Here is a 24,929-nt window from a genome sequence, read left to right on the forward strand (position 1 = left end):
TTCATGACAAAACACCCGGTAGTAGTCCGTTTGAAGACGGGTCTTCATGCCAGACCAGCTGCTCTATTCGTTCAAGAGGCGAATAAGTATTCATCCGAAATTTTTGTGGAAAAAGACGACAAAAAAGTGAATGCTAAGAGTATCATGGGAATTATGAGCCTTGCAATTAGCACAGGAACTGAAATCCACATTAGTGCTGAAGGCGCAGACGCTGAACAGGCAGTAAATGCATTGATTAGTCTTGTAAGCAAGGAAGAGTTGGAAAACCAATAATTTTCACTTTTTCATATGTGTATACTGGAAAGCCCCATTTGGGGCTTTTTTGCGTTGCAATTTATTTTTATTGTTACAAATAGTACATAAATTAAATAGCAGAAATGGAACTTTATACAAAATATTCTCGTCTAACAGTGTGTAGCGTCCGAGTTAATTAGAAGATGTTTGAGTAGAGAGGGAGGATCTTTTAGTGAAAAACAAAATGATATGGTTAAAGCCTGCAACAGCTGCATTCATCGCAGGTACTCTATTCATCGGCGGGAGCGGAGGGGTCATCTCCTTCGCGGGAAAAGCACAAGCGCAGGAAGCCGCGGCGGTTCAGAATGTGGTCTCCGTCGTAGGGAAAGGTGAAATTTCGGTAAAGCCGGACATCGCCTATCTTTATGTTGGTACTCATACCGAAGGAAAAACAGCTGTTGAAGCTCAAAACGCAAATGCTAAAAAGATGCAAAGTTTAACCAACTTACTTAAAAAGACGTGGAAGCTGGAAAGCAAAGACATACAAACGAATCAGTTTTATGTACAGCCTGATTACACATACAGCGAAAAAGATGGACGGAAACTAAAAGGATATACAGCCTCACATTCACTAAAAATAAGCTATCGTAATCTTGATAAGATTGGAGAACTGCTGGATTCAGCTGCTAAAGTGGGAGTGAACCAGATCGACAATATTCAGTTTTCAATTGAGAATAGAGATGCTTTCGAAACGGCAGTAATTGAAAAAGCAATGTCTAATGCGAACTTGAAAGCAGGAGCTATCGCTAAAGTTGCCGGACGCAGTTTGGGAGTTGTCCTAAGTGTGAGCCAAGGGAATGTAGCGGAACCCGTTCGTTTCTATGAGCAGATGTATGATATGAAAGTGGAGACAGCAAACAGTACTGCTGATAATTCATCGTCGGTTGAGACGGGAGAAATTAAATTGACTACAGAACTTACGGTGCATTATCAACTTAATTAGTGTTTATTTTGAAGAAGACAGTCTAACACGCATGAGAAAAGCCGCAGTCTCCAAGAGGAGACTGCGGCTTTTCTCTAATTTTCTATATTAGATTCCTTGCGGTGGAGTTGAAGTAATAACTTTATCAACAAGTCCATAAGCTTGAGCTTCTTCTGCAGTCATGAAGTTATCGCGATCTGTATCTTTCTCAATACGTTCAATCGGTTGACCTGTACGCTCAGCCAAAATTTTATTGAGTTTGTCACGCATTTTGAGAATGCGGCGAGCACGAATTTCGATATCCGTTGCTTGACCTTGTGCACCGCCCAAAGGTTGGTGGATCATAATCTCGCTGTTTGGAAGTGCAAAACGTTTGCCTTTTGCACCTGCATTGAGCAAGAATGCACCCATAGAAGCTGCCATACCCATGCAAATTGTCGATACATCTGGTTTGATAAATTGCATCGTGTCATATATCGCCATACCCGCAGTAATGGAACCACCCGGGCTGTTAATGTATAGATGAATGTCTTTCTCCGGATCTTCCGCAGTCAGGAACAACATTTGAGCGATGATAGAGTTGGCTACTACATCGTTAACGTCGCTTCCCAGAAAAATAATCCGATCTTTCAGCAGTCTGGAATAAATGTCATAAGCGCGTTCACCGCGATTGGTTTGTTCTACGACCATAGGAATGTAACTCACGTGAAAAACCTCCTTAGGAATTTAGGTTTAGAGTTTAAATTTAGACGTTTAACAGCATCTACATCTACTGTTTCCGTATTAACCACATCATAAACAAATCAAAACAAAAAGTCAAAGAAAGTCAAACTATTTTGATAAAAAAAGAAACCTATTCGGTTTCATCGGTTAAGAGTATAACAAGCTGTTAAAAATTATGGCGCGCCCGCGAGGAATCGAACCTCGATCTCAGGCTCCGGAGGCCTACGTCATATCCGTTGGACCACGGGCGCACAAGTGTGACAGCAATAATGATTATATCTGATCACCATTAAAAATGCAAGAAAGTTTAGTGGAGGTGATTGATTTCCATAAGAATGTGCAGACTACATTAAGAGTGCGTTCAAAAGTAATATTTTATTTATAAGTAAACGGGGTGCATAAATGATCGCTCCTTTGCGAAATATACTTCTGACCACTTGCATACCAGGGTAGATTTAGGTAAAATAAACGTGGGACTTAAAAAGTTAACCCCGGGACAATTTTAGTCCATATTAGAGACCGGAATGAAGGAGTTTGCGGAAGTGGAAAGTATGCGAACGATTTTAGAAGTGCAGAAGCAACTTCTACCTGATCTCATGGACGTAATGAAGAAGAGATATACCATTCTGCGCCAAATCATGATTTCGGATGTAATCGGACGAAGAACGCTTGCCCACTCTCTGGATATGACGGAGCGTGTACTCAGATCGGAGACAGACTTGCTTAAATCACAAGGACTGATTGAGATCGAGAGTATGGGCATGAGAATAAGCGAGTCCGGCGAGCAGCTGCTTGCAATGTTAGAACCTATGGCTAATGAATTATTTGGACTATCGGAGATGGAAGAGTTAATCGAGAAAACGTATGGACTCCAAAAGGTTGTCGTTGTTCCCGGTGATTCTGAAAACTCGGAATATGCCAAACGTTCACTTGGGCGTGCAGGAGCTAGAGCCCTGCTGAGTGTCATGAATGATGGAGATGTTGTTGCAGTTACAGGCGGATCGACTACGGCTTCGGTCGCTGAACACTTAACTCCATCGTCTGCTATGCGCGGAGTATGGTTTGTACCCGCAAGAGGCGGACTTGGTGAAAGTGTGGAATTTCAAGCGAATACGATTGCGTCGACCATGGCTAAGAAGCTTGGGGCTGAATACAGGTTGCTTCATGTGCCTGATCTGTTAAGTAACCATGCCTACGAATCACTAGTTCAAGACTCTAACATTCAAGAAATTCTGGGTATGATTCGGAAAGCTCGCATCGTAATTCATGGAATCGGCGGAGCAATGGAGATGGCTAAAAGGCGTAAGCTTGCACCTCAGACGATCGAAGAGATTAGAGATGAAGGTGCTGTTGCTGAATCCTTTGGTTATTACTTCAATAATAAAGGAAAAGTAGTTCATACCATGCTTACCCTTGGTATGCGTCTTGAGGATATTACTCGGACGGATGTCGTCATCGCCATTGCAGGCGGTAAATACAAGGCAGATTCTATAAAGGCCGTGCTTCGTTTTGGCCAGGAAGATATACTTGTCATTGATGAGGCGGCAGCTACGGAAATTGTCAAGGATCTTTAATGGAGTAAGACAGATTTGAAACTTGTTGTCTTGATGAATCTATTTTTAGATTTGTCTTGAATATATAAAAAATTAGCAAAACTTGGGAGGAACTTACTCATGGTTAAAGTAGGTATTAACGGTTTTGGACGTATTGGACGTAACGTATTCCGCGCAGCACTCAACAACAGCGATGTGGAAATCGTAGCAATCAACGATTTGACTGACGTAAGCACTTTGGCTCACTTGCTTAAATACGACACAACTCATGGTCGTCTGGATGCAACTGTTGAACATAAAGAAGGCGCTCTTATCGTTAACGGCAAAGAAGTAAAAGTATTTGCTGAGCGTAACCCTGAAAACTTGCCTTGGGGACAACACGGCGTTGAAATCGTTGTTGAATCCACTGGTATCTTCACTGCAAAAGAAAAAGCAGAAGCTCACCTTAAAGGCGGAGCTAAAAAAGTTATCATCTCTGCACCAGCTACAAACGAAGATATTACAATCGTTATGGGTGTTAACGAAGAGCAATATGACCCAGCTAACCACACTGTAATTTCTAACGCTTCTTGTACTACAAACTGCTTGGCGCCTTTTGCTAAAGTTCTTGACGAGTCCTTCGGTATCGTTAAAGGTATGATGACAACTGTTCACTCTTACACTAACGACCAACAAGTACTTGACTTGCCGCACAAAGACCTTCGTCGTGCTCGTGCAGCTGCTGAGAACATCATTCCTTCTACAACGGGTGCAGCAAAAGCAGTTAGCCTTGTATTGCCACAACTGAAAGGTAAACTGAACGGTATGGCTATGCGTGTTCCTACTAAGAACGTATCCGTTACAGACCTAGTAGTTGAACTTGGTAAAAACGTAACTGTTGATGAAGTAAACGCAGCTTTGAAAGAAGCAGCTAACGGTCCACTTAAAGGAATCATGAACTTCTCTGAAGAGCCGCTTGTATCCAGCGACTACAACAGCGATCCAGCTTCTTCCACAATCGACAGCCTATCCACTATGGTAGTTGGCGATAACATGGTTAAAGTTGTATCTTGGTACGACAACGAGTGGGGTTACTCCAACCGTGTTGTTGACCTTGCTGCTTTCATCGCTAAAAAAGGTCTGTAAGAATAACACAATGGCTTTAACAGCCTGATGTGAATCCAGGTGAAGAGGAGAACATTTATGTCTCTCCTCTTCATCATGGTTTTTATCTTTAATGCCAGAGAACCGGAGAAACCGGTCTATATAAATAGAGAGATATAAAGCACTATATTGCTGTTTGAATGAATGGACTATTGGGTTTCGCCTAATGGTTACTACACATAAGATATCAGCTGTCTTTTTTAGATAGCACTTAGGAGGAACGTGGAGATGAACAAAAAAAGTGTACGTGATGTAGAAGTAACAGGAAAACGTGTGTTTGTTCGTGTCGATTTTAATGTACCGCTCGAAGATGGAAAGATTACTGACGATACTCGTATCCGTGAAACACTTCCAACCATTAAATATTTGGTAGAAAAAGGTGCGAAAGTAATCCTTGCTAGTCACATGGGTCGTCCTAAAGGTGAATTCGTTGATTCCCTTCGCTTGACACCTGCGGCTAACCGTCTTTCTGAGATGCTTGGCAAACCGGTTGCTAAAGCAGACGAAGCTATTGGAGACGCAGTAAAAGCAGAGATCGAAAAAATGAACAACGGCGATGTTCTTGTACTTGAAAACGTCCGTTTCTACCCTGGAGAAGAGAAAAATGATCCAGAACTAGCAAAACAATTTGCTGATCTGGCTGACCTTTTCGTAAATGATGCATTTGGTGCTGCTCACCGTGCTCATGCATCGACAGAAGGTATTGCTCATCATCTTCCAGCCGTTTCAGGTCTTTTGATGGAGAAAGAACTTGATGTTCTTGGTAAAGCATTAACTACACCAGAACGTCCTTTCACTGCAATCATTGGCGGATCTAAAGTTAAAGACAAAATCGATGTTATCGATAACTTGCTTAATCTTGCTGACAATGTACTCATCGGTGGAGGTCTCACTTATACGTTCTTCAAAGCACAAGGTCACGAAATCGGTAAGTCTTTGCTTGATGATTCCAAACTGGATGTAGCTCTTGGATTTATCGAAAAAGCGAAAAAACTAGGTAAAAACTTCCTTCTTCCTGAAGATATCGTAATCACGAAGGAATTTAGCGCGGATGCAGAAACGAGAACAGTTGATATTGATCAAATTCCTGCCGATTGGGAAGGTATTGATATTGGACCGAAAACTCGTGCGAAATATGCTGAAGTTATTAAAAATTCCAAACTGGTTGTATGGAACGGACCAATGGGTGTTTTTGAAATCGAGCCATTCTCTCACGGTACTCGTGAAGTAGCAGAAGCTTGTGCATCAACAGAAGGATACACAATCATTGGTGGAGGAGATTCTGCAGCAGCAGCTGAGAAATTCCATCTTGCTGAAAAAATGAACCACATCTCAACTGGTGGCGGTGCTTCCCTCGAATTTATGGAAGGTAAAGAGCTTCCTGGTGTTGTGGCATTGAACGATAAATAAAAAAATGGATATAAGAGGAGGAGCGTACGATATGAGTAGAACTCCGATCATCGCAGGTAACTGGAAGATGTTCAAAACCGTACCTGAATCCACTTCGTTTATTGAAGCGGTAAAAGGGCAAGCTGAAGTAGAAGGGGTAGAAAGCGTAATTTGTGCTCCATTCACCAATCTTCCAGCTTTGGTTGAAGCAGTCAAAGGAACAAACATTAAAATTGGTGCTCAAAACCTTCATTTCGAAGATAATGGTGCATTCACTGGTGAAATCAGCGGCGTTATGCTGAAAGATCTGGGTGTAGATTACGTTGTAATTGGGCACTCTGAGCGTCGTCAATATTTTAACGAAACTGATGAAACAGTAAACAAAAAAGTTCACGCAGCATTCCGTCATGGTCTTACTCCAATTGTATGTGTGGGTGAGAAACTGGAAGAGCGTGAAGCGGACCAAACGAAAGATGTATGTAAAGTGCAAACAGAAGCTGCATTTGCTGGACTAGCTGCTGATCAAGCAGCAAAAGTAGTAGTAGCTTATGAGCCGATCTGGGCAATTGGAACAGGTAAATCTTCCACTTCCCAAGATGCAAACGAAGTTATTTCATACATTCGCGGCGTGATTAAAGATCTATACAATGAAGTGGTTGCAAACGCAGTTCGTATTCAATACGGCGGCAGTGTGAAACCTGAGAACGTTGCCGAGTATCTCGGTCAAAGCGATATCGACGGGGCACTTGTTGGCGGAGCAAGCCTTCAACCAGAATCCTACATCGCGCTCGTTCAGGGGGCGAAGTAAGATGACTGCACCAAAACCAGTAGCACTGATCATTATGGACGGCTTCGGACTTCGAAACACCGATGTAGGTAACGCGGTAGCTCAAGCCAAAAAACCAAACTACGATCGCTATATGGCAAAATATCCGCATACGACACTTACGGCAAGTGGAGAAGCGGTTGGATTGCCTGAAGGACAAATGGGGAACTCTGAAGTAGGACACTTGAATATCGGTGCAGGTCGTATCGTATATCAAGATCTTACTCGGATTTCGAAATCCATTCGTGATGGTGAGTTCTTTGACAATGAAACGCTTGTAAATGCGGTGCGTTCTGCGAAGCAAACAGGCAAAAAACTTCACTTGTACGGCCTTTTGTCTGATGGTGGAGTACACAGTCACATTAAGCATTTGTTTGCCATGCTGGACCTGGCTAAGAAAGAAGAAATGGACGAAGTATATATCCATGCTTTCCTCGATGGTCGTGACGTTTCCCCGAATAGCGGTATTAAATTCCTTGAGGAGTTAAATGCCAAAATTGAGGAAGTGGGTATTGGTAAAATTGCGACTGTTCAAGGTCGTTACTTTGCAATGGACCGTGACAAACGCTGGGAACGTGTTGAGAAATCTTACCGTGCAATTGTGTACGGAGATGGACCTAAATACACAGATCCGATGCTTGCGGTTAAGGAATCTTACGAAAAATCAGTTTACGATGAGTTCGTAGAACCAACGGTAATTGTAAAAGAAGATGGAACTCCGGTTGGGCTTGTTGAAAGCGGCGACTCGGTTGTCTTCTTGAACTTCCGTCCTGACCGTGCTATTCAATTGTCTCAAGTATTCACAAACCAGGACTTCCGCGGCTTTGATCGTGGTGATAAATGGCCTCAAGGGCTGCACTTCGTATGTTTGACACTGTTCAGTGAAACGGTAGATGGATACGTTGCTTACACACCTAAGAACCTTGATAATACCCTTGGTGAAGTACTGGTTCAGAACAATAAGAAACAATTGCGTATTGCTGAAACTGAGAAGTATCCGCATGTAACGTTCTTCTTCAGTGGCGGACGTGATGTAGAACTTCCAGGTGAAACTCGTATTCTGATCAATTCTCCTAAGGTTGCAACTTATGACCTCAAACCAGAAATGAGCGCATATGAAGTAGCCGACGCTTGCGTTAAAGAGATTGAAGCAGACAAACACGATGCGATCATTTTGAACTTTGCAAACCCTGATATGGTAGGTCACTCCGGCATGCTGGAACCAACCATTCGTGCGGTAGAAGCAACGGATGAGTGCATGGGACGTGTTGTTGAAGCTGTACTCGCAAAAGGCGGCGTGGTTCTCATCACTGCTGACCATGGTAATGCGGATATGGTATTTGACGAGAACGGAAATCCGTTTACGGCACATACAACAAACCCAGTACCTTTCATCGTTACTTCCGAAAATGTAGAGCTTCGTGAAGGCGGTATTCTTGCAGACATCGCTCCTACAATTCTTGACTTGATGGAACTTCCGCAGCCAGCGGAAATGACCGGAAAATCCGTCATCTCAAGACGCAAATAGGTTGTTAACTGAACTTATTTGCAATTGACTGCCTGACTTTGTTTTAATAAGAGATATAAGGCCTAGCTAGCCAAACAATAGATTCGAAACAAAAGGAGAATATTACACATGACTATTATTTCTGATGTATATGCTCGCGAAGTCCTAGACTCCCGCGGTAACCCAACAGTTGAAGTTGAAGTTTATCTTGAATCCGGCGCAATCGGCCGCGCAATCGTTCCATCCGGTGCTTCCACTGGTGCTCACGAAGCAGTTGAACTTCGCGATGGCGACAAAGACCGTTACCTAGGTAAAGGTGTTTTGAACGCTGTTAAAAATGTTAACGAAAAAATCGCTCCAGAAGTAATCGGTATGGATGCTCTTGATCAGCTCGGTATCGATAAACTGATGATTTCTTTGGATGGTACTCCAAACAAAGCTAAATTCGGTGCGAACGCAATTCTTGCAGTATCTATGGCAGTAGCTCGTGCAGCTGCTGACGCTCTTGACCTGCCACTGTATGTTTACCTTGGCGGATTCAATGCGAAACAACTTCCAGTTCCTATGATGAATATCGTTAACGGCGGGGAACATGCCGACAACAACGTTGACGTACAAGAATTCATGATCCTGCCTGTAGGTGCTCCTTCTTTCAAAGAAGCTCTTCGTACAGGTGCTGAAATCTTCCACAGCTTGAAATCCGTTCTGAAAGCAAAAGGACTCAACACAGCTGTAGGTGACGAAGGTGGTTTCGCTCCTAACTTTACTTCCAACGAAGACGCTCTTGGCGCAATCATGGAAGCTATCGAAAAAGCAGGATACAAACCAGGTGAAGACGTTCTTCTTGGTATGGACGTTGCTTCTACTGAGTTCTACAAAGATGGTAAATACACACTTGCTGGCGAAGGTAAATCCTTCACTTCCGCTGAGTTCGTAGACCTTCTTGCTTCTTGGGTTGAAAAATATCCAATCGTTACAATTGAAGATGGTTGCTCCGAGGATGACTGGGAAGGTTGGAAACTCCTCACTGAAAAATTGGGAGACAAAATCCAACTCGTTGGTGACGACTTGTTCGTTACAAACACAGAGCGCCTGAAAAAAGGTATCGATGAAAAAATCGGTAACTCCATCCTTATCAAAGTTAACCAAATCGGTACGCTTACTGAAACTTTCGATGCAATCGAAATGGCTAAACGTGCAGGTTACACAGCTGTTATCTCCCACCGTTCCGGTGAGTCCGAAGACAGCACAATTGCGGACATCGCAGTTGCAACAAATGCAGGACAAATCAAAACGGGTGCACCTTCCCGTACAGACCGTATCGCAAAATACAACCAATTGCTTCGTATCGAAGACCAACTGGGTGAACTTGCTCAATACAACGGCCTGAACTCTTTCTACAACTTGAAAAAATAATAAGCTTACTGCTTATTTCGAAAAGAGCTGATCCAAATGGATCGGCTCTTTTTTTTGTTTCGGTAACCGATATATAGATAAGAAGGAAAGGAGGGAAATTATAATGGATATTGCAGCATTATCAATGGCTATGTCTCAAGCATCTGTTCAGCAGGCGGCTTCTCTGCAAGTGATGGGTATGGCGAAGAATCAAACAGAAATGAATGGTCAGCAGATGGTGCAGATGTTGAATTCGGCTGCACCTGCTCCCCATCCTACATCAGGCAGTGTAATTGATATCAAGGTTTAAGGATTGCTATTTCCATCTGTTGTATGATACAATGGGAATACTGTTTATCAGCGTGTGATGTATACGCACAATTTTTTTAGGAGGTGGAAGTTATGGAACTCGTTTTGAAATTGCTTCTCGTTATTTTTGCCATCGGTGTTATTGTCGTTGTCCTTCTTCAACAAGGGAAAAGCGCAGGTCTTTCCGGTGCCATCTCCGGCGGTGCGGAACATCTATTTGGCAAGTCCAAAGCACGCGGTATGGAACTCGTTCTTGAGCGGATTACGGTAGGTTTTGCCATCGGATTTATGGTTCTTGCAATTGCAGTTGCTGTAGTCCAGTAAGATTTCTAAAATAACAAACTCAGCCTTCGTTCCGTGAGGAACGGAGGTTTTTTAATATACAGATTTCGTTGTAATGTCCCTTACGGGGGCTTGTTTTACGGTAATGAGAAAGTTTAGATTAATTTGGTGTATACTAGGGTAAGATTTTACTAATGCTTAGTGATGGCAGTGACCCTGGAAAATGGAACAAATAAATCCATCTTAACATGACTTGTCATTTCCGATTTTGAATTCAATTTTATACATAAAGACCTACTTTTATGTTTCCTAGAGGTGAACCTAATGATAACAGAACAGCAATTACTCGATTTTATGCATGAAACGGCCTACAAGCCAATGACTTATCAGGAACTGGAACAGCATTTTCACATTGAAGATGCTGCTGAGTTCAAAGAATTTCTTAAATTGCTCAATCGTCTTGAAGATGAAGGGAAGATTGTGCTCACCAGTGCAAACCGCTATGGCGTACCTGGACGTATGCAAATGGTTCGTGGACGACTGCAAGCCCATGCTAAAGGATTTGCTTTCCTTATTCCCGAAGATCGTGAGCATCCAGATGTTTATATCCATGCCAATGATTTAAAAAGTTCCATGAACGGAGATACCGTTCTTGTTCGTGTAACTTCAAAAGGCCCAGAGGGCGGACGACTTGAAGGAGAAGTCGTTCGCATTGTGAAACGTGCCATTACCCAAGTTGTGGGTGTATTCCAAAATCATGAAGTATACGGCTTTGTTATCCCAGATGACAAGCGGATCAATCGCGATATCTTTATTCCTCGCGGAAGTTTTCTAGGCGCAGTAGATGGCCAGAAAGTGGTCGTGAAGATTGTGAATTATCCGGAAGGCCGTGCGGCGGCAGAAGGAGAAGTCATTGAAGTCCTTGGTCACAAGGACGATCCAGGTATTGATATTTTATCTGTCATTCGTAAGCATCAACTTCCAGAGGGATTCCCTGAAGAAGTGATGGCAGAAGCAGAGCAAGTGCCTGAATCCATTACAGAAGAGGAAATCGCTCATCAAGGGCGCCGTGACCTGCGTGGTCTGAACATTGTTACTATTGATGGTGAGGATGCAAAAGACCTGGATGATGCTGTAAATGTAGAGCGTCTTCCGAACGGACATTATAGACTCGGCGTTCATATTGCAGACGTTGGATATTATGTACCTGAAAATTCGAAGCTGGATCAGGAAGCTTATAATCGCGGATGCAGTGTGTACTTGGTTGACCGTGTTATTCCGATGCTTCCTAAACGCTTGTCGAACGGGATCTGTAGTTTGAATCCACAGGTAGATCGTCTCACTATGTCCTGTGTTATGGAGTTTAACGAGCAGATGAAGGTCGTTAACCATGATATATTCACAAGTGTCATTAAGACCAAAGAGCGGATGACCTACAAGAATGTATATAAAATTCTGGAGGAAGAAGATCCAGAGTTAATTGAACGTTATAGCGACTTGGTAGATGACTTCAAACTGATGAAGGAAATCGCTATGAAGCTTCGTAATATGCGGATGCGCCGCGGCGCAGTTGATTTTGACTTTGAAGAAAGCAAAATTATCGTTGACGAAGAAGGTAAGCCGGTAGATATCGTGAAGAGAGAACGGACAGTAGCTGAACAGATTATCGAAGAATTCATGCTCGCTGCCAATGAGACCGTTGCAGAACACTTCCACTGGCTAAAAGTGCCGTTCATCTATCGTGTCCATGAAGACCCGGATCCAGAGAAATTGCAAAATTTCCTTGCCTTTGCTTCGAATTTTGGGTATCAAGTGAAAGGACGCGGCAATGCAATTCATCCGAGAGCACTGCAATCGCTTCTTGAAGATATTCAAGGAACCAAAGAGCAGACGGTGATCAGCACTATGATGCTGCGGTCTATGAAACAAGCGAAGTACGATTCCGAGATGTCCGGACACTTTGGCCTTGCCGCTGAATTCTACAGCCACTTTACATCGCCAATTCGTCGTTATCCGGATCTCGTCATTCACCGTGTAATGCGTGAAGTATTCGAGAATAACGGTGCGCTTAGTGAGCAACGTCAAGAGTATTTGGCCAGCCGTATGCAGGACATTGCTCAGCAATCTTCCGAACGCGAACGTGTTGCAGTAGAGGCAGAGCGTGACACAGAGAAAATGAAAAAAGCGGAGTTCATGCTTGATAAAGTCGGCGAAGTATTTGAAGGTATGATCAGCAGTGTAACCAGCTTCGGGATGTTTATTGAACTGGAGAATACGGTAGAAGGTCTGATTAGACTGAGCATGCTCACGGATGATTACTATCATTTTGATGATCAGCACATGGCTCTCATCGGAGAGCGCACGTCAAAGGTCTTCCGTATCGGTGATGAGCTCGAGATTCGTGTGGCTCGCGTAAATATGGATGATTATACGATCGACTTTGAGATGCTGGACATGAAACCACGTCAAGGACGTCCAGGTGGCAGTCAAGGCGGTCCACGCGGGGGCCGTGGAGGTCAACGTAGCGATGGACGCAGCGGAGGCCGTGGCGGCAACCGGGAAGGTCAGCGTGGACGGAGTACAGAGACAGGAAGCAAGGATGAGAAACGCGGTACCAAAAATATCGCTGCAAATGCAGGCGGTAATGCGAATCGCGGTAAAGAAAGTGGACGCAGTGGACGTGACAATAATACGAACCCTCGTTCATCGGATCGTCCAAGCTTTGGATTTGGATCTGGCAAAGGTGGATACAGCTCGTCTGGATCGTCCTCTGGTTCAAGTTCAACTCTCTCTGAAAGCCGGGGCGGTTATAAGCAAGGGAAAGGCCGTAAAAAGAAAACAACCAAAAGCGGAATTTTCATCGGCAATCCGAATTCCAGCGATCAAACGGTGAATCCACCTGCAGCAGAAGGTGAATCAGCAGCGGGTAAGCGGAAACGAAATAAAAACAAAGGCGGCAACAAAAACGGAATGGCCGCATTTGTACGCAAGAAGAAAAAATAGTCCCTCCCTCTTAATAATAGAGCAGCTTACCATAAGCAGATGACTCTATAAGAACGGGTTAAACAAAAAAGCTGGCACAGAGGTCCTTGATACAGGATCTTCGTGTCAGCTTTTTTTATGTGAATAAGCCATGTACTTGGACTGTGAAATAGACTAAATGCTAATGTTAAATGCTTCGATGCAGCTTACTATAATCAGCCGGAGCAATACCATAGATTTTCTTGAATGTTTTACTGAAATGAGGATAGTCTGTGTAACCGACTCGTTCACATATTTCGGAAGCTGTGAGGAGCTGCTCGTCAAGCAGTCTCTTCGCTTTTTCCATACGCAGCCGAGTAAGGTACTGGACATAACTCGTCCCGGTCTCTTCTTTAAATAAACGACTGAAATAGGTGACTGACATACCTGCAATATCAGCTGCGACCTGAACAGATAAAGTGCTGTCTGATAGGTTTTCTTTTGTATACATAATCGCTTTAGAGATGTGAGTTCGTGAACCGAAATTTCGTGATGATTTCACCGCATGCAGCAAAATTTGAGTATAAGCTCTACACTGGGTCAGAACAGAGGAAGTGTCCTTGATTTTCTCATCTGCATTCGCAGTTAACTCTCTATAGGTTGAAGGATCTTGAAAAGGGAGCCCGCGATTCGTGAGTTCCTTTGTCATTTTCTCTTTCAATATATTATTTAAAGTGGGAAAAGGAATTTCTTCCGCGGCCTCTTTTTCGTAATGGTGAACGAGTTTGTGAAGCAAATTGTCCACAGCTTTCTCATCCAAACGCCAGATTGCATCGGCTAATTGTACCAGCAGCTCTTCTTGACTTAGAAACCACTGTCTATAATCCATTACTTTCCGTTTATGTTTCTCTAATCGGTGATAGATGGCTGTAAGCGTCTGCTGAAATTTCTCAGGGCTTACGGGCTTGAGCAAGAAGTCTTCTACTCCTAATCGCAGGGCACGCTGTGCATACTCAAACTCACCATACCCAGAGATAACAAGAAAAAGAACATCGGACCTTACTTGTTTTGCTTTTTCAATAAAAGCGAGACCGTCCAGACCCGGCATACAGATGTCGGTAATGATAAGGTCTGGTTTCTCTTTCAGCAGCATAAGTGCTTCCGCTCCATCTTCAGCTTCACCTACGACACGAAAAGGATGTTCCGAAGACTCTACCAGCTTCGCCAAACTGCGATGAATCATGTATTCATCATCTGCAATGATCACTTTATACATGAAAACTCCTCCTAAGTGTAAAGGTGGGATAGGCAGTGACCGTCTGGGGGGTTATTTTGTTGAGAAGATATAGAGAATAACGTTCAGTTCATCCGACAAAAGTTATAAGAGTTACGTTCAACTCATTCGGCGTGGAAGTCTAACTTCGATATGCGTACCCTCATGATTAGATGAGGCAATAAACAGTCCGTAAGCATCTCCAAAAGACAGACGAATTCGCTCATGTACACTCGCGAGACCAATACCATTTGATGTAATCGCCTGAGAAGCAGGTGCTTGCTGAAAATAGACATTTAACTGCATTCGCTTTTCTTCACTCATTCCATATCCTTTGTCTTTCATGTGGAGAACATACCGATCTTCCTCTGTGCTCAGGGTAAGTCCTATATACACAGGCGGAAGGCGATGATTCTGATATCCATGAATAAAAGCATTTTCGGCCAGCGGTTGCAGCGTCAGTCGGATCAGATATACGTGATGCAGCATTGATTCATCGAGTGCATTAAGGTCTATATCGATTCTCAGTTTGCGGTACCTGGCCGCCTGAATATCCAAATACGCTCTAAGATGACCAATCTCCTCTCGAAGGGTAACGATTTGGTGTGCATTTTTTAAATTGTAGCGGAAAAGGTCTGCAAGGGAAGTCGTCATTTTGCTGATAACCTCATTGTTCTCGATGATCGCATGACTATTAATAACCTCTAGTGTGTTGTATAGAAAATGGGGGTTAATCTGTGACTGCATGGCCTGAAGAGCAGATTCTTTCTGAGCCAGTGCATGTTCCCGCTCCTTCAGCTTGGCAGACTGTACCTCCTTCACAAGTCGTTTTAACTCTCCCACCATATGGGCATGACTTCGAAAAAGCTTCCCAATCTCATCGCGCCGCTCCGTCATTGTGGTAATCGGCAGCGAAAAGTCTCCCGTCTGCACCCGCTTCATTAACCTCTCGAGCAGCGACAAAGCACGACTGATTTGGAGTGAAAATCCCCCTAGGATAAAAACAGTAACAATCATAATACATGCAAAAAAGTAAATTGCCGTAGCACGAAGATCCAGCAGTTCGCCAATTACGGCGTCCTTAGGCTGTTCGAGAGCAACAACCCAGTCTGTTTTGGAAGAGTGCTCATATAATAAAATATTTTGAAGATCGGTTTCATATTCATGTAATAAACCTGTCTTGCTGGATGTTAGCTCTTGAACAAGGGTGGGGGGGAGTGAAGTGCCGATTCTCGTTTGCTCTGGATGGTAAATGACCTGTCCACTATGTGCATCGGTAATCCATATTTCAAGTTCATGGTGAGAGACATTTTTACATATGCCTGCAATCTGGCTGAGATGGAGATCGACAATAAGCAAACCTTCAAACAGATAGCTCTGATTGCTTGGAATCTTTCGAGTCACGGTGAGGACAGGCTCGGAACCTACATAACGTATCCCTTCAATATGAAAGTCGTCCATTCGTTCCATTTTCTCTAATAACAGCTGATTTTGGTGCGTAATTTGATCCATATTCAGAAGTTCGGGAGCGCGGGTATAGTCACTGACAACAAAACCATTCTTTGCTACAAGGGACATGCCGACGACATCATCTCGGCCGTATAGCATTTGGGCAAAGATCCCCTTTTCAATGGATTCAGATAGTTTCAGATAGGCGTAAGGAGACAGGCTGCGGCTGTTAATGAGACTCTGAATGCTTGCGCCCGATAGAGAAGGGTAGGTGGAGGTTTCAAGACCGGCAATGTACAAGTTTAGGTACTCTGTGGTTTGGGTCACGATCCGCTGGTTTGAAGCAATAGTCGATTCTTCAATGGTTTCCGTGGAGGCATTGTACCAATAGGTACCGAGCAGAAGAACAGGCAGACAGACGAACAACAGGCTAATGGCAATGAGTTTTTTGTTAATGGTTAGATTCTTCAGCATGGACTGCACAATCACTCCCTTGCCAACTTCAGTGTAGGAAAAGACAACCGGAATACAAAAAACCATTCAACTTTAAATTACAATATTTACAATATAAGGTGTGATATGGATCTAATATAACGGGGGGCGGTTTCATGGTCAAGCGTAAAGGAATGTCTGTACTCGTATGTATGCTGCTTGTGCTGACAGTATTCGCAGCCGGTTGCAGTAAGGGCGGGAGTGGTAATGCAGATTCACCGGGGGGAGTAACAGAACCTAAGCCAGGCACAGATACACCAGCGCAAGAACAAACCGAGATTACCCTTGGTTATTATTCAGATGGAAAAAGCGATGCCAAGATGAAAGAACTCATCACCAAATTTACGGATAAACATCCTAACATTACTGTAAAAACACAAAGTGCGCCATACGGCCAGTTTTATCAAAAACTCGATACCCAGATTGCAGCGGGTAAAGCCCCGGATGTGTGGTTATCCGATGGAGCACTTGTCATGAAATATGCGGAACGCGGCACGCTGAAAGATGTGACAGAATGGATCGATAAGGATCTGAATAAAGAGGATTATTATGGCTTAGAGTTCAATAAAGATGCCGAAGGTCACTATTGGGGAATACCTCAAGGCATTCAGATTGGTGTGCTGTATTACAACAAAGATCTCTTCGATAAAGCGGGAGTAAGTTACCCAGAGGATAGCTGGACCTGGGAAGATTTGAAGCTTGCCGCGGAAAAACTGACAGTAGATGCAAGCGGAAAGACAGCTGTGGATGCGAGTTTTGATGCAAATAACGTAAGCCAGTTCGGTCTAACCTTTTTTAGCATTACCGAAGGTTGGTTCTCCGTGCTGAAATCCTATGGCGGGGGCATTCTGGATGAGACAAATACTAAGTCCATCGTAGATTCACCAGAAAATAAGCAGGCAATGAACTGGATCGTAGACGGTATGAACAGAGGAATCTTTACGGATCCAGTTGATCTGAAAAGTTTCCAAAGCTCAATGGCTGTATTCCCTAGCGGATCTGCTGCGATGCGGATCGGAATTTATGCACGTGTTCAGGCAGCCAATGAAGCAGGACTGAATTATGATGTAGCGCTCCTTCCGACAGGTCCAGATGGCAAGCGTTTTGCTCCCGTTATTGCAAATTCATGGGTAATCAGCGCGAAGGCAGACGAAGCTAAGGCAAAAGCGGCATGGGAGTGGATGAAATTCTGGGCAACAGAAGATGAAGTACAAAAAGAGTGGGCAGCACTTGGTGAAGCCGTTCCAGTGAAAAAATCGGTAGCAAACTCTGACGTATTCCTTACCTCTGGAGCAAACCCTGCGAATCGTCAGGCTTTCCTAGATAGCTTTGAGTTTGCCGGGACTCTCGATACGAATGCCGTATGGGAAGAGTGGGTATCAAAGTTTAACGAAAATGCAGAGCGTGCGTTCCTTGGAGATACACCAGTAGAGGAAACGCTGAAAAAAGCGAATGAAGATATACAGAAAGTGCTGGATGGTTTCTATCAATAAGAAGACAAAGGAGAGCCGCCCATGATCCCAAGTGAAACTCCTCCAGAAGTACAGAAGAAAAAGCGGAGGTTTCAGGCGGCGGGACGAAGCAGGTTATTGCGATCAGAAGGCAGGTGGGGACTCCTCATGGTGTCCCCCTATCTGATTCATTTTCTCGTCTTCGTGGCAGGTCCGCTGGCTGTCTCCCTCTATTTCAGCTTCACAAAGTATGACATGTTAACTCCACCGCAGTGGATTGGACTAGGGAATTATCAGCAGTTATTTCAGGAACCTTTATTCTGGAAGTCTCTATGGAACACCCTTTACTTTGCTATTCTTTTCGTGCCGATCCAGACCGTACTTGCACTTATCCTCGCCGTGATGCTGAATCAGAAGCTGAAGGGACTAAAATTATTCCGGATGGCTCACTTTATTCCGGTGATCTCTTCCTGGACGGTTATTCTTTATGTGGCGGATTCCATCTTTAATCCCCGTTTTGGGATTGCGAACTCTCTTCTCATTAAATGGGGTCTTGATCCACAGCAGTGGCTGAACAGCGAAAAATGGGTTATTCCCTTACTCGTTATCATTGCTGTTTGGAAAGGGATCGGGTACATCATGATTCTCTTTCTGGCAGGGCTCCAAAGTGTTCCTGGGGAGCTATACCAAGCAGCAGAAATCGATGGAGCCGGTGCTTTTCATAAATTCCGTGCCATTACAGTACCGCTTATCTCGCCTACTACGTTTCTTGTCATTATCTTAAGTACCATCTCTACGTTTCAGGCATTCGAACAAGTCTACGTCATGACAGGGGCCGGAGATATCTCTTCTGCAGGCGGACCTCGAAATGCGAGTCTTGTACTCATGCTGTATTTGTATAGAGAAGGGTTCTCCTTCATGCATATGGGTTATGCCTCGGCGATTGCTTGGGTGCTGTCTATGATCTTGTTCAGCCTTACACTGATACAGATGAAAATGCAGAACCGGTGGGTGCACTACAATTAAATGCGGCTGCCCCTGTTTTTCTGTAAGAAAGGAAGTGGATACGGATGCCCGGTAAAAACCTGCGTAAAGCAGCTGCATATCTGGCTATTATGATCAGTTCGCTCGTTATGCTTGTCCCATTTGCCAAGGCTGTACTCAATTCTCTAAAGACCTATAAAGAATATACCGCCGTACCGCCTACTTGGTTCCCGGACATCTTCCAGTGGTCAAACTATGCTGAGGTGCTGAAGCTCGGTGATTTCGGAACTCAAACGATGAACAGCTTTATTGTATCTATACTCTCGGTCATTGGGACGCTGTTATCCTGCTCATTAGTCGGTTATGCGTTTGCGAGAATTAGGTTTCCGATGAAAAATATACTCTTTCTATTTGTACTCGGTACGATGATGATTCCGCCTGTGGTGATCATTATCCCGCACTTTATGATCTTCAACTCGATGAACATGCTGGATACACTAACCCCCCTTTGGGTCATTGAGTGGCTGGCTCAACCTTTTGGCATCTTCTTAATGCGGCAGGCGTTTCTTGGGATTCCGGGAGAGTATGAGGAATCGGCTAAAATGGAAGGCTGCAACCCGCTGCGGATTTACTGGCGGATCTACATGCCAATGAGCTTACCTTCGCTTGCTACCCTCGCGATTTTTACGTTTATGAGCAAGTGGAATGAGATTCTTGCTCCTTCCATTTATCTGAGTTCCAGTGAGAAGTTCACCCTTCCGATCGGGATCTTGGGGCTGAAAGGACAGTGGGTGGGGAATGAACAGCTGATGGTTGCTGCAGCACTGATGAGTTTGCTTCCAATCCTGCTCGTCTTCTTGTTTGCTGAGAAATATTTTGTGCAAAATCATTCGGCATCAGGGATTAAATAAGGGTATGGATTATACCTAGTCAGATGAAGTAGATGGATTGAAACCATATATCGCGTCATATGTCGCTTCCTACTTAGGAAGAAGAGGAGTGAACGTGCTGATGAGAAGTGGGCATGAATTAACAAAGAAGATACCCCTAGCTGCTTTTAGCGGATCGTTAATAGATTATCCTTTGCGAGAAGCAATGGAGATTACATCTGAGCTTGGATTTGATGGGATTGAGATTGCCTGCCGCTCTCCTCACCTTGGACTAGATACACCTCTTGAAGAAGTAAAAGAGTTAGGTGAATATGCAGCGGAGCTTGGACTTCGCATCCCGGCACTAGCAGGATACACGGGTCACTTTTCCACTCTAAATGATGAAGAATGTGAAGCTGCGCTGGAGGAATTTCATAAGTTGCTTCGGATTGCCGAGGTGTTGTCTGTCCCTTGCATTCGGGTTTTTCCGGGAGGACCTAATGCGTTCTTGGCAGAGAATCAGCACTATGAGCGAGCGGCTCACTATTTACGGAAATGTATCACAGAAGCCGAAGAGTCTCGAGTTCAGCTATTGATTGAGATTCATAACCAGACCTTAGTGGAAGATGCAGATAGTGCGCTCCGGCTGCTAGAGCTAACCGGTGGAACAGGGCTTGGTTTTATTCATGACGCAGGCAATATGTATATTTCGGGTGTGGACTATGGGGAAGCGTCCGTGCGTAAGCTTGGAAGTCATCTGAGCCATATTCATATAAAAGATGAGAAACGGATTGCAATAGAAGGTGCAGAAGGGTCTTTTACCAATCGGACTCGGCATGGCATAGAGGCATTTATGCAGTGCAGGCTTGGGGAAGGTTCCGTAGATCATCGGCCCATGCTGGCTGCTGTTCTTACGAGCGGGTATGCCGGCTGGATCACACTGGAGTGCGCGGCCCCTTTTCCACCGAAAGAGCGGCTGGCTTATGATCTGGCTGAGATTGAAGGACAGCTTGAAGCTGTGAGAGAGGTCAAGAGAAGCAGTCCGATTGAATAGTTGAAATCAGAGGATGGCGAACCCATGCATGATGAAGGTAGAAGAATCAGAGGATGGTGGGCCCGTGCAGATGCAGGTAGAGAAGGGGGAATTGTTCCATGACGTTTGGCAGCAAAAGATCAGAAGAAGGGAAGGGTGACGGTGCCTTTGCGATAGTCGGCTGTCAGCATCCCCATATTTCTATCTTTATAGAGGAAATGCAGGCACTAGGACATGCTTGTGCTGGGATCTATGATGAAGGTGATCAAACGCTGGCAAGGAAGATAGCAGAGCAGTACCAGCTTCCTTTTGCGGACAGTGCGACAGAACTGCTGGCGAACGAAGACGTAGAGTATATCGGTTGTTCTGCAATTAATAACGAGAAGATTCAGATCGCTGCTGCCTGTGAGCGGTATGGAAAACATCTGATGCTGGATAAGCCTGCTGTGGTAGACCGGGCTGGGCTTAATCAGTTGGAACAGATCATAGGCAGGGGTAAGATTCAGATCGGTATGCTGTTAACGGAGCGATACCGGCCGGCTGTATATACGCTGTATGATCTCATTCGTAAAGATGTGCTTGGACAAGTGATGAGTATTACGATGCGAAAACCGCATCGATTACGGCCTGATACGAGGCCAAATTGGCATTTTAGTAAGGAGCAGTCCGGCGGGATTGTTATTGACCTGCTCATACATGATTTTGATCTTCTCAGATGGCTCACAGGACAGGAAGTAAGCGAAGTGAGCGGTAGAATGGGGAAACAGATCTTGCCGGAGTACCCGGAGTTCTATGATACGGCAGCGGTACAAGTAGAAATGGATCAAGGAACCGTAGCACAGCTATATGCTGATTGGCATGCACCTGAGAAATGCTGGACGTGGGGCGATGGCCGTATTTTTATAACGGGAACAAAAGGAAGTGCGGAGATTCGGCTTGCCGGTGACCCTGCTGTTTCGACTGACGAAGAATTGCTGCTTATGATGACGCATGAACAAGTGATTGTGGAAGTTCCACTTAGAGCACCGGCAGCATCGGTGACTGAGGATTTTTTGAGACGTGTCCGAGGAGAAACACATGATTTCACCCATTATGATTTGCTTGAAGCGACGAAAGCAACTTTGCTTGCCGATGAGCAGGCCATACGAGTGTAGTTCTTGAGATCAATCTCTTAGTCATAATCTTATAACCCAGATCTAAATAAAGGTGAGATCACATTGAATGGGACAGGGGGAAATAGGATGGTATCTAAGGTGGAACCGCTAAGGTATGGAATTGTTGGTTGCGGAATTATTGCAGAAGTACATGCAGCGGAGATGGTCAAAATATCAGAGGCTGAGCTGATCGCCGTATGTGACAGCAAGCCCGATCAGGCAGCTAGGTTCTCAGCACAATACGGGGCGGCTGCTTACAGTGATCTAGATCAGATGCTTGCACGAACGGACATTGAAGCGGTATGTATCTGTACTCCCAGCGGACTGCATGTCGAGCAAGTGATTCGGGCCGCTAAGGCAGGAAAGCATGTTCTCTGTGAGAAGCCGATGGCTATTGAGATGAAGGGTATGGACCGGATGGTTGAGGCTTGCCGCGAGGCGGGCGTGAAGCTGGCTACTATTTTCCCAAGAAGGATGTCTCCTCAAGCACAATATGCGAAGCAACTTATTGAACAAGGGGCTTTGGGCAGGCTCAGCTTATGTTCTGCTTACGTCAAAATTTATCGCAGTCAGGATTATTACGACAGTGCCGGCTGGCGGGGGACGTGGGAAATGGATGGCGGGGGAGCGATGATGAATCAGGGGATTCATACAGTCGATTTGCTGCAGTGGCTTGCTGGAAATGTCGTTTCATTGCAGGGCAAAGCTCGGAATGTGCTGAGGGACATCGAGGTAGAGGATACCGCTATTACAATGCTTGAGTATGAGAGTGGCGCAATGGGTGTGCTTGAAATTACAACAACTGCCTACAAAGGCAAAGGAATGCGTATTGAAATCTACGGTGAGAAAGGTTCGCTAATCATCGAAGAAGAAGATATTGTGCAGCTGGAGATTGAAGGGCAGCAGGTTCAGCTTCCTGTATTTCCGCCATTTCAAGTGATTCCTGATGGACATAGGGAGCAGATCCGTGATCTCTGTTATGCGGTGCGTGAGCAAAGAGAGCCGGTGATAACCGGAGAAGAGGGGAGACATTCGCTGGAGATCATACTTGGAACGTATGCTTCTTCTCGTCAGCAAGAAGAAATTCGGCTGAAAGAGTATTTCGCTGTGAGATAGGCGTGACATGTAGGAGTGACTGAAGAGGGAAGATGGGCCGGCAGGATCAATCTTCTGCGGGCCTTGATTTGTTTTTTATGAGGATTTAAACAGGGGGAGGAATGAAGGCTGATGTAGAGGTAATATTAATAGTTTCTGATGCTTCAAAAAAGCTTGTTTGGGGTACAATGCATATAGAGGTTTGTTACCTTGATTTTGGGTCTGTATATTTGTTACAATAAAGACCGGAACAGAGTTAGCTAGCAATACCGTCCAGTGAATAAATGATCCTGAGAAGAGGTGAGAACATGGCGAAGAATACGGACAGTAAAGTGCTTGCGCAGAATAAAAAAGCTTCCCATGACTACTTTATCGAGGATACGTATGAAGCAGGGATGGTGCTGACCGGTACGGAGATTAAGTCTCTGCGGAATGGTCGTGCGAATATAGGAGATGCCTTTGCGACGATTCGTAATGGTGAGATTCATATTCACAACATGCACATTAGTCCATTTGAGCAAGGGAACCGTAACAATCCGGATGACCCAACAAGAACGCGTAAGCTGCTTATGCATAAATCGCAGATCCATAAACTCCTTGGATTATCCAAGCAGGATGGATACTCAATCGTACCACTCAAGATTTATATCAAGAATGGGTACGCGAAGCTGCTTCTTGGACTTGGTAAAGGTAAGAAGCAATATGATAAGCGAGATACTGCTGCGAAGCGGGATGCACAGCGTGACATTCAGCGTGCACTGCGCGAGAAGCAGAAGATTGCTCGTTAAGATTTAAGGTTTAGGGTATGAAGCTTCATATGGTAACTGTCTCCTTGTTTACCTGCAAGATGTAGGCTGCCATCTGTCGCATTATATATATTTTTGTGATATACTAAGTTTCGTACGAGAGAGGAACATACGATCTCGTGAAGACAAGTTTTTACTGCTTCTGATCATCCTTTTACCATGGAGGAAAAGGATGCGGAATAGATCTACTTTTTGCTCAGGATCATGATCCGATCTATCCAAGAAGCCCTTTTTATTAAGGGGGCGTTTATGGATTCGACGGGGATAGTTCGAGCATGGGTAGCGGGTAGTGGGGACGCGTCCGCTTCATCAACGCTAAAGCCAATTAAACGGCAAACAACAAAACAACTACGCTTTCGCAGCTTAATAACCTGTGAGCGTGCTCTTACTCTGTATCGCCCATGTACCGGGATAAGGGCTCAACTTTAGTGGGATACGCTGTCTAGTCTCCGCCTGCGGCTAGCTGAAGAAGACAACCAGGCTGACCTGAAGGGAATCCGGTAACGGGGAGTCTCTAGGGTGACATTAAATCTGTTACTACACCCGTAGAAGCCTATGTGGCGTTATCTTCGGACAGGGGTTCGACTCCCCTCGCCTCCATACATAAACCCAGCCCTGATAAGGGCTGGGTTTTTTAAATTAATATGGATTGTTGATCAGGGACTCAGTTCGAAACGCATAGTTACCTCTTACCTCTGTCGCCAGTTTGCAATGCTCTCTCTATTGAATACTTCCGAAAAGTTTGTTTTTCATATTCAAATTAACAGATGTGTTATTAGTAGAGAATACCAGCCCAAATCTCTATATTTACTTCCACATTAATAGTTAGGGAATAACGAAATGTAAAAGTTCGTCTAACCAAGAATGGAGTGTCATTGTCTGCAGATCCACATGGGGTTAGAAGAGTATAAGTCATGCTTAATTTTTTTCGAAAAAAGTACTTGCATAATTTTTATCAGCATGATATATTCTAATTCCGGCCAAGAAGTTAGCCAGTAAGCAACACACTGAATAACAAG

The 24,929-nt window shown here is 44.5% G+C and carries 21 protein-coding genes, 1 tRNA gene and 1 other RNA gene; 19 read left to right on the forward strand and 4 right to left on the reverse strand.

The features are described 5' to 3' along the window. Positions 1 to 3: 3 nt before the first annotated feature. Together GQY27_RS18440 and GQY27_RS18445 are read left to right on the forward strand one after the other, a co-directional pair. Positions 4 to 273 (forward strand): HPr family phosphocarrier protein, encoded by a 270-nt coding sequence (locus tag GQY27_RS18440; RefSeq protein ID WP_160036722.1) that lies wholly within the window; start codon positions 4 to 6, stop codon positions 271 to 273. A 193-nt stretch (positions 274 to 466) separates the two neighbouring features. After that, positions 467 to 1,237 carry an SIMPL domain-containing protein gene (locus GQY27_RS18445; protein ID WP_236570653.1) on the forward strand — a complete coding sequence of 257 codons (771 nt, stop codon included), beginning with the start codon at positions 467 to 469 and terminating at the stop codon, positions 1,235 to 1,237. Positions 1,238 to 1,324: 87 nt separating this feature from the next. On the opposite strand, the gene clpP is transcribed toward GQY27_RS18445, so the two are convergent. Together clpP and GQY27_RS18455 are read right to left on the reverse strand one after the other, a co-directional pair. Beyond that, positions 1,325 to 1,921 (reverse strand): ATP-dependent Clp endopeptidase proteolytic subunit ClpP, encoded by a 597-nt coding sequence (gene clpP, locus GQY27_RS18450; protein ID WP_160036723.1) that lies wholly within the window; start codon positions 1,919 to 1,921, stop codon positions 1,325 to 1,327. Positions 1,922 to 2,115: 194 nt separating this feature from the next. Further along, a tRNA-Arg gene (locus tag GQY27_RS18455) sits at positions 2,116 to 2,190 on the reverse strand. Between the two features lie 300 nt (positions 2,191 to 2,490). On the opposite strand from GQY27_RS18455, the gene GQY27_RS18460 reads away from it, so the two are divergent. The 9 genes from GQY27_RS18460 to rnr all read left to right on the forward strand — a co-directional run bounded on the left by GQY27_RS18460 (position 2,491) and on the right by rnr (position 13,346). Next, on the forward strand, positions 2,491 to 3,513 hold the full coding sequence (locus tag GQY27_RS18460; RefSeq protein WP_160036742.1) for a sugar-binding transcriptional regulator: 1,023 nt from the start codon (positions 2,491 to 2,493) through the stop codon (positions 3,511 to 3,513). 99 nt (positions 3,514 to 3,612) lie between these two features. Next, complete coding sequence (gene gap / locus GQY27_RS18465) at positions 3,613 to 4,617, forward strand: type I glyceraldehyde-3-phosphate dehydrogenase (protein WP_160036724.1); 1,005 nt, start codon at positions 3,613 to 3,615, stop codon at positions 4,615 to 4,617. A 246-nt stretch (positions 4,618 to 4,863) separates the two neighbouring features. Then, positions 4,864 to 6,045 carry a phosphoglycerate kinase gene (locus GQY27_RS18470; RefSeq protein ID WP_160036725.1) on the forward strand — a complete coding sequence of 394 codons (1,182 nt, stop codon included), beginning with the start codon at positions 4,864 to 4,866 and terminating at the stop codon, positions 6,043 to 6,045. A gap of 31 nt (positions 6,046 to 6,076) precedes the next feature. Continuing rightward, on the forward strand, positions 6,077 to 6,832 hold the full coding sequence (tpiA, locus tag GQY27_RS18475; protein ID WP_160036726.1) for a triose-phosphate isomerase: 756 nt from the start codon (positions 6,077 to 6,079) through the stop codon (positions 6,830 to 6,832). Position 6,833: 1 nt separating this feature from the next. Beyond that, positions 6,834 to 8,378: a 2,3-bisphosphoglycerate-independent phosphoglycerate mutase gene (gene gpmI / locus GQY27_RS18480; RefSeq protein WP_160036727.1), complete on the forward strand. Its 1,545-nt coding sequence runs from the start codon at positions 6,834 to 6,836 to the stop codon at positions 8,376 to 8,378. 108 nt (positions 8,379 to 8,486) lie between these two features. Continuing rightward, positions 8,487 to 9,773, forward strand: coding sequence for a phosphopyruvate hydratase (gene eno, locus GQY27_RS18485; RefSeq protein WP_160036728.1), 1,287 nt, complete (start codon positions 8,487 to 8,489; stop codon positions 9,771 to 9,773). A 103-nt stretch (positions 9,774 to 9,876) separates the two neighbouring features. Then, positions 9,877 to 10,062, forward strand: coding sequence for a YjfB family protein (locus GQY27_RS18490; RefSeq protein ID WP_160036729.1), 186 nt, complete (start codon positions 9,877 to 9,879; stop codon positions 10,060 to 10,062). Positions 10,063 to 10,154: 92 nt separating this feature from the next. Beyond that, a complete protein-coding gene (gene secG, locus GQY27_RS18495; protein ID WP_160036730.1) occupies positions 10,155 to 10,385 on the forward strand; it encodes a preprotein translocase subunit SecG in 231 nt (76 codons plus the stop codon). Between the two features lie 282 nt (positions 10,386 to 10,667). Then, positions 10,668 to 13,346 (forward strand): ribonuclease R, encoded by a 2,679-nt coding sequence (gene rnr / locus GQY27_RS18500; protein WP_160036731.1) that lies wholly within the window; start codon positions 10,668 to 10,670, stop codon positions 13,344 to 13,346. A 166-nt stretch (positions 13,347 to 13,512) separates the two neighbouring features. Here the strand turns inward: rnr and GQY27_RS18505 are convergent, their stop codons facing one another. Continuing rightward, the gene (locus GQY27_RS18505) at positions 13,513 to 14,580 is read right to left on the reverse strand and encodes a response regulator transcription factor (protein WP_160036732.1); all 1,068 of its coding nucleotides are present in this window, start codon (positions 14,578 to 14,580) and stop codon (positions 13,513 to 13,515) included. 117 nt (positions 14,581 to 14,697) lie between these two features. Further along, positions 14,698 to 16,500 (reverse strand): sensor histidine kinase, encoded by a 1,803-nt coding sequence (locus tag GQY27_RS18510; protein ID WP_160036733.1) that lies wholly within the window; start codon positions 16,498 to 16,500, stop codon positions 14,698 to 14,700. 134 nt (positions 16,501 to 16,634) lie between these two features. Between GQY27_RS18510 and GQY27_RS18515 the strand changes: the two genes are divergently transcribed. From GQY27_RS18515 to ssrA, 8 genes are all read left to right on the forward strand, one after another. Then, positions 16,635 to 18,011, forward strand: coding sequence for an ABC transporter substrate-binding protein (locus GQY27_RS18515; protein WP_160036734.1), 1,377 nt, complete (start codon positions 16,635 to 16,637; stop codon positions 18,009 to 18,011). A gap of 21 nt (positions 18,012 to 18,032) precedes the next feature. Beyond that, complete coding sequence (locus GQY27_RS18520; RefSeq protein ID WP_201450758.1) at positions 18,033 to 18,995, forward strand: carbohydrate ABC transporter permease; 963 nt, start codon at positions 18,033 to 18,035, stop codon at positions 18,993 to 18,995. 44 nt (positions 18,996 to 19,039) lie between these two features. After that, positions 19,040 to 19,864, forward strand: a complete 825-nt coding sequence (locus tag GQY27_RS18525) for a carbohydrate ABC transporter permease (RefSeq protein ID WP_160036735.1) — start codon at positions 19,040 to 19,042, stop codon at positions 19,862 to 19,864. Between the two features lie 100 nt (positions 19,865 to 19,964). After that, positions 19,965 to 20,876: a sugar phosphate isomerase/epimerase family protein gene (locus GQY27_RS18530; protein WP_236570655.1), complete on the forward strand. Its 912-nt coding sequence runs from the start codon at positions 19,965 to 19,967 to the stop codon at positions 20,874 to 20,876. Positions 20,877 to 20,974: 98 nt separating this feature from the next. Then, complete coding sequence (locus tag GQY27_RS18535; protein WP_160036736.1) at positions 20,975 to 22,009, forward strand: Gfo/Idh/MocA family protein; 1,035 nt, start codon at positions 20,975 to 20,977, stop codon at positions 22,007 to 22,009. A gap of 87 nt (positions 22,010 to 22,096) precedes the next feature. After that, entirely contained in the window at positions 22,097 to 23,125 is a 1,029-nt protein-coding gene (locus GQY27_RS18540; protein ID WP_160036737.1) for a Gfo/Idh/MocA family protein, read from the forward strand. A 287-nt stretch (positions 23,126 to 23,412) separates the two neighbouring features. Then, the gene (gene smpB / locus GQY27_RS18545; RefSeq protein WP_160036738.1) at positions 23,413 to 23,892 is read left to right on the forward strand and encodes an SsrA-binding protein SmpB; all 480 of its coding nucleotides are present in this window, start codon (positions 23,413 to 23,415) and stop codon (positions 23,890 to 23,892) included. Between the two features lie 257 nt (positions 23,893 to 24,149). Beyond that, positions 24,150 to 24,513: a transfer-messenger RNA gene (gene ssrA / locus GQY27_RS18550) on the forward strand. The last annotated feature ends 416 nt before the right edge of the window (positions 24,514 to 24,929 follow it).

Origin of the sequence: Paenibacillus sp. An7, from assembly GCF_009870785.1 — a bacterium.
Lineage (GTDB): Bacteria > Bacillota > Bacilli > Paenibacillales > Paenibacillaceae > Paenibacillus.

What these genes read in the sequence shown, in the direction of transcription:
- GQY27_RS18440 (WP_160036722.1), top strand. Translation starts at nt 4, where the DNA reads ATGACAAAACACCCGGTAGTAGTCCGTTTGAAGACGGGTCTTCATGCC.
- GQY27_RS18460 (WP_160036742.1), top strand. Translation starts at nt 2,491, where the DNA reads ATGCGAACGATTTTAGAAGTGCAGAAGCAACTTCTACCTGATCTCATG.
- gap (WP_160036724.1), top strand. Translation starts at nt 3,613, where the DNA reads ATGGTTAAAGTAGGTATTAACGGTTTTGGACGTATTGGACGTAACGTA.
- GQY27_RS18470 (WP_160036725.1), top strand. Translation starts at nt 4,864, where the DNA reads ATGAACAAAAAAAGTGTACGTGATGTAGAAGTAACAGGAAAACGTGTG.
- tpiA (WP_160036726.1), top strand. Translation starts at nt 6,077, where the DNA reads ATGAGTAGAACTCCGATCATCGCAGGTAACTGGAAGATGTTCAAAACC.
- gpmI (WP_160036727.1), top strand. Translation starts at nt 6,834, where the DNA reads ATGACTGCACCAAAACCAGTAGCACTGATCATTATGGACGGCTTCGGA.
- eno (WP_160036728.1), top strand. Translation starts at nt 8,487, where the DNA reads ATGACTATTATTTCTGATGTATATGCTCGCGAAGTCCTAGACTCCCGC.
- GQY27_RS18490 (WP_160036729.1), top strand. Translation starts at nt 9,877, where the DNA reads ATGGATATTGCAGCATTATCAATGGCTATGTCTCAAGCATCTGTTCAG.
- secG (WP_160036730.1), top strand. Translation starts at nt 10,155, where the DNA reads ATGGAACTCGTTTTGAAATTGCTTCTCGTTATTTTTGCCATCGGTGTT.
- rnr (WP_160036731.1), top strand. Translation starts at nt 10,668, where the DNA reads ATGATAACAGAACAGCAATTACTCGATTTTATGCATGAAACGGCCTAC.
- GQY27_RS18505 (WP_160036732.1), bottom strand. Translation starts at nt 14,580, where the DNA reads ATGTATAAAGTGATCATTGCAGATGATGAATACATGATTCATCGCAGT.
- GQY27_RS18510 (WP_160036733.1), bottom strand. Translation starts at nt 16,500, where the DNA reads ATGCTGAAGAATCTAACCATTAACAAAAAACTCATTGCCATTAGCCTG.
- GQY27_RS18515 (WP_160036734.1), top strand. Translation starts at nt 16,635, where the DNA reads ATGGTCAAGCGTAAAGGAATGTCTGTACTCGTATGTATGCTGCTTGTG.
- GQY27_RS18520 (WP_201450758.1), top strand. Translation starts at nt 18,033, where the DNA reads ATGATCCCAAGTGAAACTCCTCCAGAAGTACAGAAGAAAAAGCGGAGG.
- GQY27_RS18525 (WP_160036735.1), top strand. Translation starts at nt 19,040, where the DNA reads ATGCCCGGTAAAAACCTGCGTAAAGCAGCTGCATATCTGGCTATTATG.
- GQY27_RS18530 (WP_236570655.1), top strand. Translation starts at nt 19,965, where the DNA reads ATGAGAAGTGGGCATGAATTAACAAAGAAGATACCCCTAGCTGCTTTT.
- GQY27_RS18535 (WP_160036736.1), top strand. Translation starts at nt 20,975, where the DNA reads ATGACGTTTGGCAGCAAAAGATCAGAAGAAGGGAAGGGTGACGGTGCC.
- GQY27_RS18540 (WP_160036737.1), top strand. Translation starts at nt 22,097, where the DNA reads ATGGTATCTAAGGTGGAACCGCTAAGGTATGGAATTGTTGGTTGCGGA.
- smpB (WP_160036738.1), top strand. Translation starts at nt 23,413, where the DNA reads ATGGCGAAGAATACGGACAGTAAAGTGCTTGCGCAGAATAAAAAAGCT.